Source organism: Bartonella florencae (assembly GCF_000312525.1).
Lineage (GTDB): Bacteria > Pseudomonadota > Alphaproteobacteria > Rhizobiales > Rhizobiaceae > Bartonella > Bartonella florencae.
The window spans coordinates 234,480-256,935 of sequence record NZ_HE997452.1; the positions used below are offsets into that span (position 1 = coordinate 234,480).

Below are 22,456 nucleotides of genomic sequence, written 5' to 3' on the forward strand. Positions count from 1 at the left end.
TACAAGTAAAATTGTACAAAAAAGGATAAAAAATACTTCTTATGAATGATCTCAATGCAAGGGCTATCGCAACATTGGCAATAACAAGAAATATGAAATGAGTATATGAATGAAAAATATAATGATATGTCATTTTTCATAAAGGGTGTAATTCTGATTAAAAAACACGATAAATAAAAAAATTAAATATTTCACGCGTACCTTTTTCTTTTATGAAATTTCTTATCCTATACTTTAATTTTTCTCTAAGCGAGAAAGTTAAGTATATAAAATTCAAGCAATTGAAGTGTTAGAACTTTAACCTTTAATAATCTCTTTCGTAAAAGATACCAACACTAGAATTCTTTTCATTTCCTATGGCACCTTTAGCTTTGAGATGACGCGAAATATCCAAATTAATTGTTCCCTTCGTCATTCCATCTGATCCTGCTTCAAAACCTAAATAAACATTGTTGTGTATATAGCGCCCAATACGTAAACCGGTCTTTCCCTTTTCATCAACGATAACATCAAGATCATCAAGACCAATTTTAGCCCGTAGAGAGTTCAATAAAGATGTATTAGAAGCACCAGCAAGTTCAGCTGCGGCGGCCGCAAGCTGAGCAATCTGAAATGGTGATAGTTCATTAAGAGAGCGATTAAAAATCAAACGTGCCAAAACCTCATCTTGCGGTAAATTCGGTTGTGAAGAAAAATTAATGTTAAGATCATCAATCGTTCCACTTACAGTGATCGTAACGCGAATATCACCACTATTCTTATTTGCTACAAAATAGACCGTGGGATTAAGATTACCGCTAAAACTCGCTTGTCCTTGATCAAAATTAAAACGCTGTGAAAGAATATCAAAACGTCCACGAATCATCTGAAACTCTCCAACTGGGTGCACATCATGCAATGGACCTGCTATGTTGATACGTCCTCCCAATTCAGTATCTAACCCTCGTCCACGTACAAAAAACTGATTGCGCGCCGTAATACGTAGATTTGATAACATAACCAATGAAGATTCTTCAGTAATGCTGTTGCGTTTGTTTGTGTTCTTAACGTCAGCACGTTCAAGCGTTTTTTGAATCGATTTGGTTAAATTCTTATTTTTGATATCAAGAAATTTGGTGTTTTGAAAATGATCAGGTACCAAAATTTCAGCCTTTTCAACGATAATATCACCACCAATAACAAGATTATCCAGAAAATTACCTGTCATTGTCATCTTTCCTGATAATATCGCAAGAATCATAGAACCATCATTATAATTGGCATGATCAAGATGAAATACCAAATCTGGTTGTAGATCATTAGAGATACGACCTGAAGCGGAAACCAGTCCTCCCTGAGACGAAGAAGCAGAAGCTTTCTCTATAAGAAGATGATCGCCATTTAATGTGCCTTCAATTGTTACATTGTTTAATCCTAAATTTGTTTTTGAATCAAAAAAACTACCATTAGATATAGAAAAATTTCCCGTTAATTGTGGCTTAAGTAATGAACCATTAAGAGTGGTATCAATTTTTGCCATGCCCGTTACATGTGCGCCACGCTTAGCTAATAAGAAATCAACAAAATCAAAAGGTATTGCCCCTTTAACATTTAATTTTGCCTCTAAACCATTGAGAGAAACAGGACCATTTATAGAGAGATCTAATCCTTTATCTCCAGTGGCTATAACCTTCTCAATATGAAATGTCGATTTCTTGTAAGAGCCACGAGCATTTATCATAAATCCTTTATACGTTATAAATTTTCTATCCATTATAGCGATCAAATTTTGACTAGAAAACTCAAAATGAGCAGATGGATCCTTCATTGTCCCACCAATATCAACTTTGCCTGTCATCGCCCCATCAAGTATATATCCTGGAATAAAACTATTCACTAAACCTGCAGACAGACTTCGCATATTAATATGAAGATCAAGTTTGCCTTTATCTAAAGATACACGTCCCTGTGCTTGTCCTTTTGTTCCCGTTCCTGTTAAAATTGCATTCAAAGTAAGATCTTGGTCTACAATTTTACCCGCAGCAGAGAGCGTAAAATCCATAATTGGATTATCTTGAACAGAAACATGTGTCAGTCTATCCCCCCTTATGTCATAGGTTATATCAGGTTTTTTAAAATGACCACGAATCATAACTTGCCCGGTTAAACGGCCTATTACTCCAAAATCGGATTTCCACAACTTGACTAAAGTAACAGGAAGAGCGTCCATTATAAAATGCAGATTAAGGGTCTCTTTAACATTCCCCAGAAGTATAATTTTACCCCCATTTACCGAAAGTTCTAATTCATTGACCGTCATCCCATCTTTATCAAAAACAATTGTCGATGGACGCGGTAATGTTGCATGAAAATTATGTTGTTTTAAATCCACAGTTTTAATTTGCACTTCCCGTTTTATACCTTCAGGAATTTTCATCGCCATTACACAACCAGAAAGCTGTGCTTTTGTATTATTAGGCAACATTGCTTGAACAGTAAAAACTGTTTGCCCTTCTTTAACATCAGCCTTAGCATTTAAACGATCGACCATCATCAAAGGTGTTTGGATATTCTCTGCATTGATAACTCCCTCAAACTGAGTCATGCCAAATGGATCAAATATGTCAGCCTCTATTTTTAGTTTTTTTATTTTATTCTTTGCAAAGCTTAGCCGATCAATATGTGCCTTTAAATTGGCTTTTTGTTTGCCATTTTGTTCATCAAAAATGAAATCTCCTTTTACTTTTCCGCTGCCTTCCTGTAAAAATAACGCAGAAAGCTCTGAAATATCATCAGCATCAACATGCAAAACGCCTGCAATAAAACCTTCCTTTTGAGAAAGATCACCGGTTATTTTTGCACTTCCCGCTCTCATATCGATATTTTCAAACTTGCGAGTTTTATCAAAATCCTTAAAAGAAGCTGATAAATACAAGGGCTTCTTAGCAAAAGTTCCTTCACCCTTTATAGAGCTTGTTAAAGAAGTAACTGGCAATCTATTATCCACCAGTGTTTTCACCGTAAATTTTGTGTTCTGCAGCTTCTTCCCCATTAAAAATGCTTCAGCAACATTGGCACGTGTGTTAAGCTTTATAAGACCATTTTGTCCTTTAGCAGTGCTTTCTATTGTAAGTGCACCAGTTATTTTCGGATTTAATAGAGTAAGATCAGATAGTTGAGCAGAAAAATCCATTTTAGTGCTCTTATTTGAAAAATATCCATCAGCCCTTATATTTGCGTATTGGCTTTTCAAATTTAAATGACGTAGAATAAAATTCGTCGCATCGTAAGCAGCCCCACCTGAAAACGTAAAATTTCCTTTGAAGAAACGATCGAAAGATTGCACACCTATTTTCACATTGTCAGCCATCCCTGATAATTGAAGATCAAAAATGCCACTTATTAAACCAATCGTTCCTTTAGCCTTAATATCTGCGCTACCAGAAAGTGATTTTTTACTCAATAGACTAACAGGAGTAAGTGTTTGCATTTTAAAGCCAAGATCGCCTTTAAAAATAAAACGTTCCATTTTTCCTTTTAACCAAGCAGCAACCCCCTGCCCCGTAATACTAAAATCATGAATCAAAACTGGTTTTGTAGAAAAAATATCCGTATCTAGATGCACATGAACTGTTTGACTTAAATCTTCTCGCAACGCATCGTTATTTTTTTTGCCCCCTTTAAGTGTTCCTTTAACCTGAATACCAACATGGCGAGAAGCTGCATTATCAAGATTTTCACTCACTCCCCCCATATCAAAAATTGCATCGTGAATGTGAATATCTTTATTCCTCATATGATGTATAATAAGCTGTCCGTTCCAAGATTGCTTCCCTTCGCGACCATAATCAATTTTTAAAGAAAGATTATCCAAACGCATCGGCGCTTCTGATACGGGATCTATCATTCCATTTTCTTTATTAAGCGCTATTTTACCATCAACAAAAAGGCGCCGTAAAAATCCATCTGCTGTTATTTCAGCATTGGTCACAAAATTCATTGTTTCACTCTGAAGCACCATATGATCAAGGTGTGCGATCCCTTCTTTTGTTATTCTTGCCTCAGCTCTCAACGTTACATCAGATTCGAAGAGGCTACGATATTGAGAAGGCATTAAAGAACCAAGTGTAGCCACAAGTTTTGTAGAAAAACTATGTCCTTCTGCAGAATTTGCAAGAATAACATTGCCATCTAAAACAGGATAGTGATCAACTTCCGAATAAAGTTTGATAACCAAATCATCAAAAGTACCATCACCTTTAATAGTGAAATTTAATGCGGGACGTTTTTCAAATTTAAAAATATTTGCCAAAATGCCATTTTGCGGTTCGTCAACAGAAATATCAATTTTAGCCGTACGATTGCTATCGGATATCTTCGTTAAAATGGAAAATGATCCTGGAGCATCTAAACGATGAGCCGATATATCAATATCAAAGTTATCATTTTTTAAAATTAGATTTCCCTTTAAGGACGCATCAGCAGAAAAACCCAACAGGTCCCCCTCAAACGCTACATGTTGAGCGGTAAGAGCATTGATAGAAATGGCAAGTGGCAATTTGGGTAAAGAAATTTTCCCTGCCTTAAGCAAAGAAATAAGGAAAGGGTTATCTTGCGGTTTACGTAAAAACGTAATTTTTTCTGCCGAAAGCTGGTTAATATCCATGCGTCCTCTCAGTAACGAGAGGCGATTCCAATCCATTTTAGCATTGGTAATTTTAAGCCAAACACCTTTTTTATCACTCACGGTGATGACATTAATTGAAGTTTGAGAAGATAATACCCCTTGTACATTATATAAACGAACTTGGCGATTAGATGATGAAAGTCCACTTTCAATTAAAGAAACAAACCATGAATGATCATCGATTCTCGCTTTGCTAGAAAGTGGATTACCCCCCTGCACAAAAATAAGAGCGCCCACTAAAAGAAACAAAAATCCAAATAAGAAAACCAATAAACGCACAGTTTTTTTCATTAAAATGCTTGCCCTATACCTACATAAAAACCAATACGAGGATCACCTTTCTCTCGCTTAAGAGGAAAGGCTAAATCCACACGTAAAGGACCGAGACCTGTCATATAACGACCTCCAATACCCGCACCCCATTTTATTTTTTGAGAAAAATCAAAACGTGCCTTTTCCCCTACGGTACCTCCATCCAGAAAACTTACAAGCCCTATCTTATCATTTAAAGACAAACGTAACTCTGCTGCCCCCTCAACAAGCATCCGACCACCAACAACGCCATCATTATCTTTTTTAACACCAATATTGCGATAAGCATAACCGCGAACAGAGCCACCACCCCCAGCAAAAAAAGTATATTTGAAGGTAGTTGTGTTTTTTCACTTCCGAAAATTGTGCCAAACTTTGCTCGCGCAGCAAAAACAAAACGATTATTTTCATCCAATGCCCAATAAGAACGACCTTCTAAAGTCATTTTTGACACAAAAGTATTAGAGCGCACTTCATAAAAAGGTTCAACATTCACTTCACCATACAAACCTTTTGTCGCATTAAATTTATTATTACGACTATCGTAAATCAAACCACTGGATAAACCAATTGTTGTAAAATTACGATTTCCAAAAGAAACATCTTTCGAATAACCGTTCGAAATTTCTACAGCAATCTGTCCTGATAGATGACTATTAAAAATATGCGCTATACCGAATTTTCCTCTTATGGCTTTTGTTGTATAATTTTCTAGGACATCTTGCTGTATTTTTAATTCTGTCCTAAAGTCTGTATCAGGAGTAAGTATACTAGGCTTTATAAATGTGGCACCGAAAAGATAATCAAAATTTTTCAGATTATATGATTCTTCTTTGTGGCTGCCAATACCGCTTATTTTTGTTTCAATTTTAAAATTTTCCGCGTGGCCAAAAAGATTGTTATGAATCCAATAAGTCTCAAAACCAGTACCATCTAACGTTGAATAGCTACCACCCATACCGAAACGACGTGGTTTACGTTCTTCTAAAATAAGTGTAAGTGGTAAACTACCATCTGGATTAATTGTATCAGCTTCGCGTATATTTATAGCACGAAAAACATTAAGTCTGGCAAGTCTTTCATTTGCCTTAGCTAAGGCATTAGAATCATATTTTTGGCCTACCTTCAATCCTGTCATCCATACAATATAGGCTGAATCTACATTTGGCTTCTTACTGACATTACGGACAGTTAAAGGACCGTAATAAGCTTCCTGTCCAGGATCAACAGCAATCTGTGCGTCAATCAGACGTGCTTCATGATCAGCAACAACCTCACTCTTTATAACTTCAGCTTTAGCATATCCTTGTCGACGCCATCCTTCAATTGCCCATCTTTCTGCTTTTAGAATGGTTTCAGATTTAGCAATAGCCCCAGTTTTATAACCTAATTCATCAATTGTTTGCATTTTATTTGTTTTGTATTTTACAAATGGAGCAACTTTATTGATACCTGCAACACTAAAAACATATTTTGGGCCAGCATCTATGGTAATAATAATATTGGATTGTGCTGGTAGTTGAGTCATAGGACTTAAATCAGCAGCTTCTAAACCATTAATCTTGATACTAATAATACCGCCATACCGTCCATCAGCATAAAGAGCAGAAAGAATGGACCGGTAATCTGAACGAGCTTTCGCTAACAAACCAGAAGAACTAAAAGATTTATCTTTATCTGCGACAAGAGAAGAAACAGCCTTAACTAGTTTAACACCTTCGGATGGTGCACCTAATGGTGCAACAACATCAACCTTATAAAATTTCTCTGTATTGTTGATGGTAGAAGAAGATGTTTTTTTCTTTTGAGAAAAAAGAGGAATGCCGAAAAAATCAAATGCTGCAAGTGGCTGAGGAAAAGTAAAGACAAAACATAGACCTATACATAAACTACGCATGGTTGTTGATTTAAAAAAAACTCCCATTTGGTATACCATTGAATCAGATACCTTCAATACATTTCACATCACTTTTTACTATAAAAAACATCAAACAAGAAAGGTAAATATGCCTAATCTGGCTCTTTCAAATGTTTGATCACATCAAATAACAGTTTTGCTTGCAATGCATAACCGCGCCCTCCCCTTGAACATTCATAAAATCCCGTACTGTTGTGCAACCAAATAGCAACATTCCTTTTTTTATCATATTCACGTAACTCATTATAAATGTTTTATTTAGTCGCATATAATTATGGTTAAATTTACGCAAATGACTCTCCATGAGAGCACTACAAAAATTCGCTCAATGTATATAGATCTCTTACTCCAAAAAACCATATAGAGACTTCTTGATTTTTATATACAGATATGATTGTCTCCTCTAAGTTAAAAGGGGGGAAATAAATGATGATCGCGCGTGTCACAACTGTTGCTTTTCGCGGTCTAGAAGCGGTTCCTGTCGATGTACAGGTTATGATTTCCTCCGGTAAAATAGGAATGGCGATTGTTGGACTGGCCGATAAAGCAATCGCAGAAAGCCGCGAGCGCGTGCAGGCAGCTTTTCTTGCTTGTGGGCTTTCTATGCCAAACAAACGGGTTACAATTAATCTTGCACCAGCTGATCTCCCTAAAGAGGGGTCACATTATGATTTGCCCATCGCCGTGGGCTTAATGCTTGTTATGGGTATTCTTCCTCCCGAAGTCGCGCAAGACTACGTCATTTTAGGTGAATTGTCACTGGATGGTTCCCTTACTGCCATCAATGGAGTTTTACCAGCCGCAATGACAGCTTTATCACTCGATAAAGGACTCATTTGTCCCTCTTCATGCGGACCTGAAGCAGCATGGGCAAATGCAGAGATGAATATTCTTGCCCCCGAAACTCTTCTCACCATTGTGAATCATTTTAAGGGAACCCAAATTCAAAGGCGTCCACAACCACGCCAATATACGATCCAAACTGAACTGCCAGATCTTTGCGAAATCAAAGGACAAAAAACCGCTAAACGTGCATTAGAAGTTTGTGCTGCTGGACGGCATAATCTTTTGTTTGTCGGCCCTCCTGGTGCAGGAAAATCTATGTTAGCACAACGCTTACCTTCCATTTTACCGCTTCTTGATAGCCGCGAGCTTTTAGAGGTTTCTCTGATAGCTTCTATTACAGGAGAAACAATCCATAATACCCTTTCACTCCACTGCCCTTTTCGTGCTCCCCATCATTCTGCTTCCATGGCAGCAATGATCGGTGGCGGCCTTAAAGGACGACCTGGAGAAGTCTCGCTTGCACATAATGGCGTTCTCTTTCTTGATGAATTGCCTGAATTTTCTCCACAAGTTCTTGATTCCCTTCGTCAACCCTTAGAGAGCGGAGAATGTGTTATCGCACGTGCTAATCACCATATTAGCTATCCCGCACGCTTCCAATTTATTGCCGCAATGAACCCTTGCCGATGTGGTATGGCTGGCGAAAAAAACCATGTTTGTGCGAAAGGAATACGCTGTCAGATCGATTATCAGTCGCGTATTTCTGGTCCTCTGCTTGATCGAATTGATTTACGGATTGATGTCCCTGCGCTCACAGCTATGGATCTTATGCAACCAGAACAATCAGAAAAAAGCTGCGATGTTGCAAAGCGCGTTGCACGATGTCGTGCTATTCAAGCCAAACGTTTTACACCATTGGGTCTTGACCATATCCGCACCAATGGTGATTGCCCTGCCAAAATTATCGAACAAATTGCCATACCTGATAAAAATGCCGCTAAACTCTTACGGGATGTGAGTGAAAAGATGCATCTTTCTGCACGTGCATATCATCGCATTCTCAAAGTTGCACGCACTATTGCTGACCTCGACGACGCAGAACATCTTGCACGCCATCATCTGGCAGAAGCCATTTCGTACCGATTGGGTTCTGAAAGGTTAACAGCACTTTCTTAAAAAATATTTATCAATAAAAACTAATCGGAAAATAACGTAGATAAAGTTCTGTAAGCTTACCCTCATCTTCTAAAGATTTTAGAGCATAATTGAGTATAGGAACTAATTTTTCGTTCTTTTTTGCAACAGAAAGCTGCATCCCTTGCCCCAATAACTGTGGAGCCATATACGCTCCCCCAACAAAATCGCAACAATCGGTGGATTTTGGATCATTCAACCATAAAGATAAAGCAAATCCATCATCAAAAATAATATCAATTTTATGATCCTCTAGCGCTTTATAAAGCACTTCTCTCTCTTTAAATCCTTGATATTTTGCTTTAGGAAAATAACTACGAAATAGCTTTTCATGAACAGTTTTAGATAAAACGCCACTGTTTAAATGTGCTAGTTTATCGCTTATTGATCCGTCAAAATTTAAAAGTTGAGAGGCAATAAATCTAGATGCAACAAACCTTGCCGGAAAACGTAAATAAGACTTTGTAAAAACAAGATCTTGACGCGTTTTAATTGTTTCTTTTAAACCTGCAATAATGACTTCTGCATCACCATTTTTAACATGATCTACCAGCTCTTCCCAAGGAACAACTTCTACCTCACAGAGTTTTTCAAGATTTAACTTTGAGCAAATCGCACGCAATAAATCGATATGATAACCTGCAAGCTGTCCTGTTTTGTCTAGAAAGTTAAAGGGCGGAAAATCAAACGTTGTTACAAAACGCAAACGCATTATACCTGCTGTATCAGGTTGTACAAAATGTTCATGGGAATTAAAAAAAGAAGGGAGTTTTACAACCGTTTCAGCCTCTACAAATGAAGAAAACAAAAATCCCCACGCTGCAAATAAAATTTCAATAAGAGCACTGAATTTCTTTATCGATTTTTTTATTTTCAAAATCTTACCCCCCCATTTTGCAAAGTTAAAATATAACTTTTCCCAGTTATCATATCTAATGCATTGAACTGAAATATCCGCTCCTCTCATGGATTAAAATTTTCATTATTCTGAAACAGTTGTCAAAAAATTGAACAATTTTCCTATAGTTTCCAGAACATATTGGAGATAATAGAGCTTTTGTGCCCACTTCTCAAAACAAATATGTAAAGAAAGTTCTTAAGCAGGAAAATGGTTTTTTAACATATATTCATAAATTTCTATATGATCGCTTAGTTTTTTGTTTCCCCAAACTCTTTGACGATATCAGGAGTATATCTTGGTGTTGTCTTTCATGAATTCTCATACCCCTCACATAAAGAATAAAAGTGCCATTTTATTACACATTCACGGCATTTTTGAAAGAAATGCTTCTCGTCCCTTCCCATTCTCTTTCACAAAACTATCCATGAATGGTATAAAGCAAAATCTATCAAGCAGCAGCATCTTTATGCTTATAAAATCAGAACCGCTATCATCATTCTTTTTGCCAACTGCCAATGTCTCAACAACTTCCATGTTGAGATGCTTCATGAGAGTTCTTTTATGATGCTCGGGCCTTTTTATTCACATATTGCCCCCTTCTCTTCTGATGCGCAAACGATTCTATGATTATCAATCAATACATGCCAATTTTTCTATTCATATTTTGTGATATTCTCAAATATTTCACTGCAACCCTCTGCCTGCCAACAAACAATGAAGCAAAAATATCTCACTCTTGATTGTTATAGCAAAACGCAGATAATGATCTCCTCCAAACATTAAGCTCAATGGAGTGAATTTTAACAGACCAATTGCCTATATTTCTGTATGTGACAACATTGTGTGCAAACAGTATTCTCTTTAATTATCTACTAACAGATGTTGAATATAAATCCGATATACGATAAATGTTTAATATGGTTATTCCGTAAATAACTGGTCAAAATATTAAGCTTTAAAAAAGCTATTGGGGTATTGTAAATTTAATACAGAAGTGGATTAACTTATGAGTGATGAAATAACCTCACCGACATCTAACAATGACTACGGTGCCGCTTCTATCAAAGTTCTCAAAGGTCTTGATGCTGTACGTAAACGTCCAGGTATGTACATCGGCGATACAGATGATGGTTCAGGCTTGCACCATATGGTCTATGAGGTTGTAGATAATGCTATTGACGAAGCTTTAGCCGGTCATGCTACCCTTGTAAATGTCACACTCCATGCTGATGGTTCTTGTTCTGTTCGTGATAATGGACGCGGAATTCCAACAGATATCCATCCAACAGAAGGTGTTTCAGCTGCTGAAGTTATCATGACTCAGCTTCATGCTGGTGGAAAATTTGACCAAAACTCTTACAAAGTTTCAGGGGGCTTACATGGTGTTGGTGTCTCTGTTGTCAATGCACTCTCCGTTTGGCTTAAATTGCAAGTCAAACGCAATGGTAAAATTCATGAAATCTCCTTTACCCATGGGGTTGCTGATTCTCCATTAAAAATTGTTGGTGATTGCGATAGGGAAAGTGGAACAGAAATCAGATTTTTACCAAGCTCTGAAACCTTTACAATGGTTGAGTTTGATTTTGAAACTTTGGAACGCCGTTTGCGAGAACTCGCTTTTTTAAATTCTGGAATACATATTCTTCTTGTTGATGAACGCCATGCTGATGTTCAATCTGTTGAATTACATTATGAAGGTGGATTAATTGAATTTGTCAAATATATTGACCAAACAAAAAAAGCGCTTCTCGACACCCCTATTTATATTACCAGTGAAAAGGACGGCATGAGTGTCGATGTTGCTCTATGGTGGAATGATTCCTACCATGAGAAAGTTTTATGTTTTACCAATAATATTCCACAACGTGATGGTGGAACGCATTTGGTAGGTTTCCGGAGTGCTTTGACTCGTCAAATTAATGGTTATGCCGAATCTTCAGGCATTGCAAAAAAAGAAAAAGTCAATTTAACCGGTGATGACTGCCGTGAAGGTCTCACAGCTATTCTTTCTATCAAAGTTCCTGATCCTAAATTTTCTTCACAGACAAAGGATAAATTGGTTTCTTCTGAAGTGCGCCCCGTTGTTGAAAATTTGGTCAATGAAGGTCTTTCAACATGGCTGGAAGAGCATCCTAATGAAGCCAAGTTGCTCATCAGTAAGGTCGTAGAAGCTGCAACAGCACGTGAGGCAGCACGCAAAGCACGTGAACTCACAAGACGAAAAGGCGCACTTGATATCACTTCTCTACCGGGCAAACTTGCCGATTGCCAAGAACGTGATCCTGCAAAGTCGGAAATCTTTATCGTTGAGGGAGATTCTGCTGGTGGATCAGCAAAAAGTGGACGTTCTCGTCAAAATCAAGCAATTTTACCGCTGCGCGGTAAAATCCTTAATGTCGAACGGGCACGATTTGACCGCATGCTTTCATCTGATATGATTGGAACGCTTATCACCGCTCTTGGAACTTCTATTGGTAAAGATGAATTTTCACCAGATAAATTGCGTTATCATAAAATTATTATTATGACAGATGCGGACGTTGATGGTGCCCATATTCGCACCTTGTTGCTTACTTTCTTTTTTAGGCAAATGCCTGAATTGATTGAACGTGGACATCTCTATATTGCGCAACCCCCTCTCTATAAAGTGTCGCGTGGTAAGTCTTCCCAATATATTAAAAATGAAGCAGCCTTTGAAGAATTTTTAATCGATACTGGATTAGAAGAAGCAGCCCTAGAGCTCTCAACAGGGGAAGTTCGTACAGGCGCTGATTTATACCAGCTTGCCAAAGATGCTCGTGTGTTACGTCAACTTTTAGATGGTCTTCACACCCGTTATGATCGCAACATTGTTGAACAAGCAGCAATTGTTGGGGCTTTTAATCCTGAAGCCTTAGCAACAGCAGAAAAAGCGCAAAAAACAGCTGATACCATAGCCCAACGTCTTGATTTAATTGCCGATGATATGGAACGCGGTTGGAGTGGTCAGTATACACCAGATGGAAGTTTATGTTTTGAACGTGTTTTACGCGGCGTTAAAGATATTCTTACCCTCGATGTGGGGCTTATAAATTCAGCCGACGCGCGCCAAATTGATCGCATTTCTAAAAATTTCATAGAAATATATAATCCTCCTCCTCTCCTACACCGCAAAGATAAATCAGAGCGCATTTTTGGCCCCATGAGTCTTTTAGAGAGCATTTTTGCAAATGGTAAAAAAGGTATTACGCTCCAACGTTATAAAGGTCTGGGGGAAATGAATGCTGAACAGCTTTGGGAAACAACGCTTGATCCTAATGCACGTTCTCTTTTACAAGTTAAAATCAATGACGCAACCGATGCAGATTCACTCTTTTCTCGTCTCATGGGTGATGAAGTAGAACCTCGGCGAATTTTTATTCAGGATAATGCCTTAAGCGTTGCCAATCTTGATATCTAAAGGAGCTCTTTTGTTTCTGGCTGCATAAACGTTGTGGTTTTATACTTTGTTGTTTCGTATTTGAACATTGCCTCTCTTTTCATTTACGATCAAAGAAAAATAAGGAAGGTCATGTATATGGCAGCTGAAACAGAGCGTGTAGGAGCTAAAGGTGGTATGGAGCACTCTTTTGGCTTTACAAGAGTTGATGAAGCACAAAAACAATCCATGGTTGATGGTGTGTTTCACTCTGTCGCCGAAAATTATGATAAGATGAATGATATCTTATCATTAGGGCTCCACCGTGTGTGGAAAGACTCTATGGTTGCATGGCTTTCTCCACCAGCACTTTCCAATTGGAAGGTTCTTGATGTGGCTGGTGGTACTGGTGATATCGCTTTTCGCATTCTTAATGCCTCACGCCAAAAAGCCCACGCTACAGTGCTTGATATTAATGGCTCAATGCTCAGTGTTGGTAAAAAACGTGCACAAAAAGATGGTCTTGCTTTTCTGATTGATTTTGTTGAAGCTAATGCTGAACATCTGCCTTTTGAAGACCAAAATTTTGATGCTTATACTATTGCTTTTGGAATCCGTAATGTGCCTCATATTGATAAAGCTCTTAAAGAAGCTTTTCGTGTTTTAAAACCAGGAGGACGGTTTTTATGTTTAGAATTTTCAAATGTCGAAATGCCTCTGCTCGACAAAATCTATGATCTTTGGTCTTTCCATGCTATCCCTAAGCTTGGTCAAATCATTGCAAATGATGGTGATGCTTATCGTTATCTTGTTGAATCTATTCGTAAATTTCCTAAACAAGATGATTTTGCCCATATGATCAATGATGCAGGTTTTTCGCGGGTCTCATACCGCAATCTTACCGGTGCTATCGCAGCACTGCATTCAGGTTGGAAAATTTAAAAATGGTGCAAATTTCCATTTACTTTCAATTAATGCGCGCAGGATGGGTTTTGGCGCGTGAAGGTGTATTGAGTGCCTTGCCTCACGATGATCTTAAAGGATTCCCAGCATTGTGTCATCGTATAGCAAGAACATTAGCGAGAGGCAAAACAAAAAAGAAGAAACGGTCTGAAAATATTTCTTACGCCATTAATAAGCTCGGACCCTCTTACATAAAACTTGGTCAATTTCTTGCTACCAGACCTGATATTGTTGGACGTGATATTGCGGAAGATTTGGCACAGCTACAAGATCGTGTCCAAACATTTTCTTGCCCTGATGCTGTTGAACAAATTGAAAGTTCGCTTGGGCGTTCTATTAATGATTTATTTGTCAATTTTTATCCACCCATTGCTGCTGCCTCTATTGCCCAAGTTCATCCCGCTGAATATTATGATGAGAACGGTCATAAAAAAAAATGTGCTGTTAAAGTTATTCGCCCCAATATCAGAAGCCGTTTTGCCAGAGACCTTAGAGGATTCTATCTCATTGCTCATTTACAAGAACGTTATATACCAGCTTCTCGGAGACTGCGTCCCGTTTGTGTGGTTGATACTTTAGCACAGAGCACACGTATTGAAATGGACTTACGGTTAGAAGCAGCAGCCATATCAGAAATGGCTGAAAATATTCAGCATGATGTAGGCTTTCGGGTACCCAAAATTAATTGGGAACGAACAGGGCGCAATGTTCTCACAATGGAATGGATTGATGGTATAAGAATATCTGAAATTTCTGCTCTCAAAGAGGCAGGTTTTGATTTACAAGCACTCGCCATTACACTCATTCAATCTTTTCTTCGTCATACATTGCGTGATGGTTTTTTTCATGCTGATATGCATCCAGGTAATTTATTTGTAGACTCACAAGGATGTATTGTTGCTGTCGATTTAGGAATTACAGGGCGACTTGGCAAAAAAGAACAGCATTTCCTTGCTGAAATCCTTTATGGTTTTATTACACGTGATTACCACCGTGTGGCACGCGCACATTTTGAAGCGGGATATGTACCTTCACACCACAATATTGAAAGCTTTGCGCAAGCAAATCGTGCCATTGGTGAGCCAATCCACGGACAATCAGCGCAAAGTATTTCCATGGCAAAGTTGCTCACACTGTTGTTTGAAGTCACTGAATTGTTTGATATGCAAACACGGCCTGAACTTTTACTTCTCCAAAAAACTATGGTTGTTGTTGAAGGTGTTGCACGTACACTGGATCCTCATTTTAACATGTGGAAAGCCTCTGAACCTGTTGTTAGAGAATGGATTGGCAAAAATTTAGGACCTATAGGAGTGGTAAAAGACCTTAGTGAAGGAGCACAAGCAATCCTTTCGCTCGCTCGAAAAACACCACAATTAATACAAAACTTCCAACGCATAGAAGAAGACTTTAACCAAATCAGAGAAACAGGATTTAATCTTTCGCCCACTACTCTTAAACGACTTGCTGTTGAACAAAGTCATACCAACCGTTATGGCCGTTATAGTTTGTTCATCATTGCATTTTGTTGTATTTGTTTTATTTTTTATCTTTTTCACCTTTTTTAATTTGTTCAATATGCTAAAAAACACTAATGATGAAATCATTGCAATCAATCTATTTCTTGGAGGTATTTTATGGCTAGTCTTACCATTCGTAACCTCTCTCCTGAAGTCAAGGAATCTTTACGTATACGCGCCGCAAAAAATGGCATTTCCATGGAAGAGGAAGCTCGCCGCATTTTAAGCAATCCTACAACTCCAACAATATCTTTTTCTCAAGCAAGTGCCATTGATGTGCAATCATTGAAATCAAAGTCTCTGCTTCTCATTATTGGTGGAAGTATTGCAGCTTATAAAGCGCTTGATCTCATTCGTCGTTTACAAGAACGTGGAGCACGCTTAAACATTATTATGACAAAAGCAGCGCAAAAATTTATCACATCTTTAGCAGCTGAAGCTCTCAGCGGTCATACTGTATATAGTGATTTATTTTCACGCGAAGAAGAACATGATATCGGACATATTCGCCTAGCACGTGATGCTGATCTCATCATTTTAGCGCCCGCCACAGCCAATCGTATTGCCAAAATAGCCAATGGCATAGGAGATGATTTAGCTGATTGCGTACTTTTAGCAGCACGCTGTCCGCTCTTAATTGCACCAGCTATGAATCCAGCGATGTGGACACATCCGGCAACTCTTCGCAATGTTGCAACATTGCGTGCAGATGGCATTCATATCATCGGACCAGAAATTGGTAAAATGGCTGAACGCAATGAAACGGGTTGTGGACGTATGAGTGAACCCTTAACCATTGTCGCTGCAGTAGAGGCTCTTTTAGGCGTACATGAACAACCACTTTCTGGACGCCATTTTATTGTGACTTCTGGCCCTACCCATGAACCAATAGATCCCGTACGTTATCTTGCTAATCGCTCTTCAGGCAAACAAGGACATGCTATTGCAACAGCGCTTGCACATTTAGGAGCAAAGGTCACACTTATTTGTGGACCTGTTCATCTTGCTAACCCGCCAACTGTGAAAACCATTCATGTTGAAACAGCACAACAGATGTTACAAGCCGTTCAAACCGAATTGCCTGCTGATGGTGCCATTTTTGTTGCCGCCGTTTGCGATTGGCGTAGCAAAACACAATCTCTACATAAAATAAAAAAGACTGCTCATAAAATACCACCCTCTTTGCCTATGGTTGAAAATCCTGACATTTTAGCAACAATTGGACATGCTGAAAACCGCCCACCTTTGGTAATTGGATTTGCTGCTGAAACTTCTGACCTCATTGTCAATGCGCAAAAAAAATGTCTCGAAAAAGGTGCTGATTTCATTCTTGCAAATGATATTTCCCATGCTGATGGCACGAGTGTCATGGGTTCTGATACAAATCAAGTTTATCTCGTTAGTAAAGAAAATATTGAACAATGGCCGCATATGAGCAAACAGCAAGTAGCAGAAAAATTAACAAAGGTTATTGTGTCATTTTTCAAGTCTCATCACCTTACCCATAAATGAGGCAAAAGATGCTTTATCTCAAATGAAAATACAAATTTGATTGAGAACTGAGAACTGAGAACTGAGAACTGAGAACTGAGAACTGAGAACATAAATACTTTAAATGAAATGCAAAACAAAACAAAAATGAAATTTAATTACTAAAATCATATAAAACTATTTGTACATACAGATTTCATTGAAATTCCCTTTGTACAAACAGTAACCTTTTCTCTAAAAGAAATAAAATTCTTACATATCTCAGTTTATTTGAAAGAGAATTGGTAGTATTTATGGTGACTTTTTCACGCTATTCATACTATGAGCTCTACAGAAAACGTAAATATTCTACAATATTTTCCCTTCTCCTCACTCTAAAAAACGAAGATTTTTCATTCTACCAATCTGTAACAAGATTGTTTTTTCAGGTAAATTTTACTTTTTGATCGTTTATGCGATTTACTTCTTAGCTGGCTGATATAAATCCTAAGCTGAATATTCTGCTCAACCCCGTATTTATACATTTGGGCTGATTTATTCTTGTATCAACAAACTTATAGAATCTATAAAGCTTAAGTACATATGTAAAACATTCTCCAATCTCCCTTTCTTGTTTTTACTTTTTTTTCTTATTTACTTGATTGTTATGATTTTTACGGCTGCCTATCGTGCGTTACAACGTCTTCTGACTCCACAATATCGCATTTTGATATTGAAAGCTTTGGGAATTACCTTTGGTGTGCTCATCATTTTATGGCTATGTGTACGCCAATTTTTTATCTCTTATTTTTGGCCTTGGGTTGCGCATTTTCTTCCTGTATTACCCAGTTGGACAGGATGGTTAGGACTGGGTATGCTGATCATTTTTAATCTTGGTTTAGCTTTATTGATGGCTTTTTTTATTGCCCCAATCACCGCTATGATTGGTGGTTTTTTCATTGATTCTGCTGCTGAAATTATTGAAAAAGAAGATTACCCAAACGAGCCTGTTGGGCATGCTCTGTCTTTTGGGCGTTCTCTCATTCTCTCCTTTAAATTTGTGCTTTTAAGTCTTCTTGGTAATGGAATTGCTTTGATTTTATTTTTCATACCAAGTATTAATTTGATTGCCTTTTATGTTATTAACGGCTTCTTGCTTGGTCGTGAATATTTTGTATTTGCCGCCTATCGCTTTCGACCAGAACAAGAAGCACATGCTTTTTTGCGCACGCATTACATAACGGTTTTTGGCGCAGGATTGTTAATCGCGCTTTTTGTTTCGATTCCCATTGTTAATTTAGCAACACCACTTTTCGCAGCCGCCTTTATGACATATTTACACAAAATGCTTTCTCAAAAACCACCGCACGTACTTGGTGAAAAATAATAACACTTAGAATAAAACCCAACAAGATTTATGCATAAAAAACATAGGAAATAAGTTGTATACTTTAAATGATCACTTTTATTCCCTTCATTAAAAAACTCTTGCTCTGGTATTGGTGTTTCGTTAACATAACGTTATCATATTTGCTCTTGTTACAGAGCATTTTGGCCTTAGTGATATTATAACTATAAGGTCTTTTTGCTTTAAGGGTGCTAGGGCTAATAGCCCAGTAAATGTTTGTTTTCATCAAAAAGCAAATGTGAAATTTGCCAACCAGTGCAAGGAAGAGAGTTTGATATCAAAGTAAAAAAACAAAGACCATCAATTATTAACACATTAAAATTGCTTGAGAGATTTGTTATAAGGAATATTCTTAATGGGAAGCATTGCTGTGACCTTGATAAAAAATCAAAAACAATAGGGTTGGAGCTATATGTATAGTGCAAAAAGTATTAAATAGACCTATTTATTCAACTGGCAAAGTGAGTCTGATTGTTTAAATTCTCTATTTTTTGAAATCATGTAAAAAATGTATAATATTAAAGAGAGGTTATCAAGATGAACTGGATTACAAATTATGTTCGTCCTAAAATTAATTCTATATTGGGACGCCGTGAAATTCCAGATAATCTATGGATTAAAGACCCCACCAGTGGTGAAATGGTCTTTCATAAAGACCTAGAAATGAATCAATATGTAATCCCTAGTTCGGGTTATCATATGCGCATTAGTGCCAAAAATCGTCTCATGCATTTCTTTGATGATGGCATTTATACACCTCTTGAAAATCCAAAAGTTGTAACAGATCCTTTAAAGTTTCGCGATGAAAAACGTTATATTGATCGGTTAAAAGATTATCGTTCTAAACTTGGAGTGGATGACAATATTTTAAGCGCACGCGGTACTATTGAAGGCTTACCAATTATAGCTATCGTTCAAGATTTTGCTTTTATGGGAGGATCCCTTGGTATGGCTTCAGGAGAAGCTATTATCAAAGCTTTTGATACTGCCATTGCCCAAAAATGCCCTTTAGTGCTTTTTGCTGCCTCTGGGGGTGCACGCATGCAAGAAGGAACACTCTCATTGATGCAAATGCCTCGTACAACTGTAGCTATTGAAATGCTAAAAGAAGCAAAACTTCCCTATATTGTGGTTCTTACCAATCCAACCACGGGGGGGGTTACTGCTTCTTATGCCATGCTTGGTGATATTCATATTGCCGAACCTGGTGCTATGATTGGTTTTGCGGGACCACGGGTGATTCAACAAACCATACGCGAGACCTTACCAGAAGGTTTTCAAAGTAGTGAATATCTCCTAGAACATGGTATGATTGATATGGTCGTATCGCGTCTAAAAATGAAAGAAACTATTGCACGGCTTCTACGCTTGATGATGAAAAAGCCTATGGCTGTTAATCCTTCCAATCCATCTCCAACAGATTCCCATACACCGTTTTCTAAAACCAAAGCAGCTTAACTTCATGGAGAAAAGCCAAGTACAAAGGATGATAGATGATTTACTAAAAAGTTATCCAAAAAAATTTGATCTTTCTTTAGAGCGTATTCTGTATCTTTTAGAGCGTCTTGGTAATCCACATTTAAATCTTGCGCCTGTTATTCACATTGCCGGAACAAATGGCAAAGGATCAGCCTCAGCAATTTGTCGTGCTCTTCTGGAAAGTGCCGGCTACTGCGTTCATGTGTATAGTTCACCTCATCTGGTAAATTGGAATGAACGTTGTCGGCTAGGTCAAAAGGGAGGAGGAAAGCTTGTTACAGAGTGCCAATTGGCGGCAATACTTGATGAAATTATAAAAGTAAATCGTCAAAATCCAATTACTGTTTTTGAAATTTTCACAGCAGCCGCTTTTATGCTGTTTAGTACACATCCAGCAGATGTTGTGATTTTAGAAGTTGGGTTGGGAGGACGCTTTGATGCGACCAACGTGATTAGCAGACCAGCTGTCTCCCTCATTATGCCTATTGATTATGATCATGAAAGCTTTCTTGGCAACACAATTGCACAAATCGCTTTTCAAAAAGGGGGAATCATTAAACCAACAGTTCCTGTAGTTATCGGTAAGCAAGATCATGATGAAACCCTTTCTGTTTTAACAACCCTTGCAGAGAAAAACAAAGCACCATATTCACTCTTTAATCAAGATTATCAAAGCTATACAGAACATGGGCGTATGGTCTTTCAAAACAATCAAGGTCTCATGGATCTTCCACTGCCTAACCTTATTGGAACCCATCAAATTGCTAATGCGGGAGCTTCTCTTGAAGCAATCTATCAAGCGGGTTTTCAACTTTCAGAACAAGCAATAAGCCATGCTTTGCAAAATATTTACTGGCCAGCACGAATGCAACATTTGACCCATGGACATTTGATTGATCAACTGTCTCCTCATATTGATTCATGGCTCGATGGTGGTCATAATCCTGCTGCTGGAAAAGCGGTTGCTGTAGAACTTACCAAGTGGAGAAAAAAACAAATCGTCCTTTTATTATGATTGCTGCTATGCTCAATACCAAAGATGCTGTCGGTTATTTTCGTCCTCTCGCAAATCTTATAGATAAAGTTTACACAATCCCATTAACCGACAACAACGCAGGCATTTATCCAACGACTTTAGCTGAATCAGCACGAAAAGTAGGGATTTGTGCCATCTCATGCACGCATCTAAAAGATGCTTTACATAAAATTAATACAAATCATAAAGAGGCTATCGTTCTTATCGGTGGTTCCCTTTACCTTGCTGGTGATATTTTACGTGACAATAAAACACCACCATGTTAAAAACTGATTATCTATGGAGCTTTTGAAAGATAGACCTTTTAATCATGCAACTTGATTGTGCACTTTATCAACATCCTAAACTTATCACTGTTTTTGGTGGCTCTGGTTTTGTAGGGCGACATGTCGTTGAAACTTTAACCAAGCGCGGGCATCGTGTTCGCATTGCTGTTCGTTGTCCACAAAAAGCTTATTATATGCTCCAAATAGGAGAAGTGGGACAAACCCAAATGCTGCAAACCAATATCAAGCATCGTGCCTCTGTTGAGCGTGCCTTGCTTGGAGCAGATGGCGCAGTCTTTCTTCCTGGCAGCTTAGCGCAAGCAAATCAATCAAACTTTCAAAATACACAAATTGATGGGGCACAAAATGTTGCTGAATTAACAGCTCAAGCTGGTATTCCCCTTCTCTATATGTCAACGCTTGTCGCCAATAAAGATGCTCCATCTCTTTATGCACGCGTCAAATTTATGAGTGAAGAAATCGTTCAAAATACGCATTCTCAAGCAATTATTATGCGTCCATCCGTTATCTTTGGACCAGAAGATTGTTTCTTTAACACTTTAGCAAACTTATCGTGTTTTTTACCAATTATGCCCCTTTTTGGAGGAGGACAAAGCAAATTACAGCCCGTATATGTCGGTGACATTGCTGAATTTGTCGTACGCGCTTTAGAAGGAAAAGTTGCCTCTGGAAAAAGTTATGATCTTGGTGGCCCTCAGATTATTACTTTCCAAAATGTTCTCGAGAATATACTCAAAATCATCCGTCGCAAAAAAACAATTCTATCTATGCCTCTTTCTGTGGGGCTATTGATGGGAGGTTTTTTGGGAGCTATCGGTAAGTTGCCTTTCTTGCCAACACTGGTAACAAAACATCAGATACACTTCTTACAAGTGGATAATATTGTTTCTCAAGAAGCTCTTGAAAAAGGCTATACTTTGGAAGGTGCAGGTATTGCCCCCAGAGCAATGGCTGCTCTCTTGCCAAGTTACCTCTGGCGATTTCGTCCACATGGCCAATTTTCTAAAAATTTGCCAGCCTAGCATAAATCCTCTGAAAGATTACTTAATTCTTTGATTTATAACGGTTTTTATCATTAAATCCTTACATTTAAAAGTATAAGAATTGTTTGATGTTTGT

At 38.0% G+C, this 22,456-nt stretch carries 11 protein-coding genes and 2 pseudogenes; 9 read left to right on the forward strand and 4 right to left on the reverse strand.

What is annotated here, in order from left to right; all coding sequences use genetic code 11:
• Positions 1 to 304: 304 nt before the first annotated feature.
• Positions 305 to 4,957 (reverse strand): translocation/assembly module TamB domain-containing protein, encoded by a 4,653-nt coding sequence (locus BN202_RS03840; protein ID WP_019219215.1) that lies wholly within the window; start codon positions 4,955 to 4,957, stop codon positions 305 to 307.
• Positions 4,957 to 6,914 (reverse strand): annotated as a pseudogene (locus BN202_RS03845) (autotransporter assembly complex protein TamA). Before BN202_RS03845 ends, BN202_RS03840 begins: the two are co-directional and overlap by 1 nt.
• 411 nt (positions 6,915 to 7,325) lie before the next feature.
• On the opposite strand from BN202_RS03845, the gene BN202_RS03850 reads away from it, so the two are divergent.
• Positions 7,326 to 8,858 carry a YifB family Mg chelatase-like AAA ATPase gene (locus BN202_RS03850; protein ID WP_034987409.1) on the forward strand — a complete coding sequence of 511 codons (1,533 nt, stop codon included), beginning with the start codon at positions 7,326 to 7,328 and terminating at the stop codon, positions 8,856 to 8,858.
• A gap of 10 nt (positions 8,859 to 8,868) precedes the next feature.
• Here BN202_RS03850 and BN202_RS03855 read toward each other — a convergent pair whose 3' ends face one another.
• Both BN202_RS03855 and BN202_RS03860 read right to left on the reverse strand, forming a co-directional pair.
• Positions 8,869 to 9,753 (reverse strand): transporter substrate-binding domain-containing protein, encoded by an 885-nt coding sequence (locus tag BN202_RS03855; RefSeq protein ID WP_034987411.1) that lies wholly within the window; start codon positions 9,751 to 9,753, stop codon positions 8,869 to 8,871.
• Positions 9,754 to 10,140: 387 nt separating this feature from the next.
• Positions 10,141 to 10,326, reverse strand: a complete 186-nt coding sequence (locus BN202_RS03860; protein WP_034987241.1) for a hypothetical protein — start codon at positions 10,324 to 10,326, stop codon at positions 10,141 to 10,143.
• A 457-nt stretch (positions 10,327 to 10,783) separates the two neighbouring features.
• Between BN202_RS03860 and gyrB the strand changes: the two genes are divergently transcribed.
• From gyrB to BN202_RS03900, 8 genes and pseudogenes are all read left to right on the forward strand, one after another.
• The gene (gene gyrB / locus BN202_RS03865; protein WP_019219221.1) at positions 10,784 to 13,216 is read left to right on the forward strand and encodes a DNA topoisomerase (ATP-hydrolyzing) subunit B; all 2,433 of its coding nucleotides are present in this window, start codon (positions 10,784 to 10,786) and stop codon (positions 13,214 to 13,216) included.
• A gap of 117 nt (positions 13,217 to 13,333) precedes the next feature.
• On the forward strand, positions 13,334 to 14,116 hold the full coding sequence (gene ubiE / locus BN202_RS03870; protein WP_019219222.1) for a bifunctional demethylmenaquinone methyltransferase/2-methoxy-6-polyprenyl-1,4-benzoquinol methylase UbiE: 783 nt from the start codon (positions 13,334 to 13,336) through the stop codon (positions 14,114 to 14,116).
• A gap of 2 nt (positions 14,117 to 14,118) precedes the next feature.
• Positions 14,119 to 15,705: a 2-polyprenylphenol 6-hydroxylase gene (gene ubiB, locus BN202_RS03875; RefSeq protein ID WP_019219223.1), complete on the forward strand. Its 1,587-nt coding sequence runs from the start codon at positions 14,119 to 14,121 to the stop codon at positions 15,703 to 15,705.
• A gap of 69 nt (positions 15,706 to 15,774) precedes the next feature.
• Complete coding sequence (coaBC, locus tag BN202_RS03880) at positions 15,775 to 17,169, forward strand: bifunctional phosphopantothenoylcysteine decarboxylase/phosphopantothenate--cysteine ligase CoaBC (protein WP_019219224.1); 1,395 nt, start codon at positions 15,775 to 15,777, stop codon at positions 17,167 to 17,169.
• Positions 17,170 to 17,794: 625 nt separating this feature from the next.
• On the forward strand, positions 17,795 to 18,514 hold the full coding sequence (locus BN202_RS03885) for a sulfate transporter family protein (protein WP_034987414.1): 720 nt from the start codon (positions 17,795 to 17,797) through the stop codon (positions 18,512 to 18,514).
• Between the two features lie 558 nt (positions 18,515 to 19,072).
• Positions 19,073 to 19,993: an acetyl-CoA carboxylase, carboxyltransferase subunit beta gene (accD, locus tag BN202_RS03890; protein WP_019219226.1), complete on the forward strand. Its 921-nt coding sequence runs from the start codon at positions 19,073 to 19,075 to the stop codon at positions 19,991 to 19,993.
• Between the two features lie 4 nt (positions 19,994 to 19,997).
• Positions 19,998 to 21,316: pseudogene (locus BN202_RS03895) on the forward strand (bifunctional folylpolyglutamate synthase/dihydrofolate synthase).
• Positions 21,317 to 21,360: 44 nt separating this feature from the next.
• On the forward strand, positions 21,361 to 22,359 hold the full coding sequence (locus tag BN202_RS03900; protein WP_019219227.1) for a complex I NDUFA9 subunit family protein: 999 nt from the start codon (positions 21,361 to 21,363) through the stop codon (positions 22,357 to 22,359).
• Positions 22,360 to 22,456 lie beyond the last annotated feature (97 nt).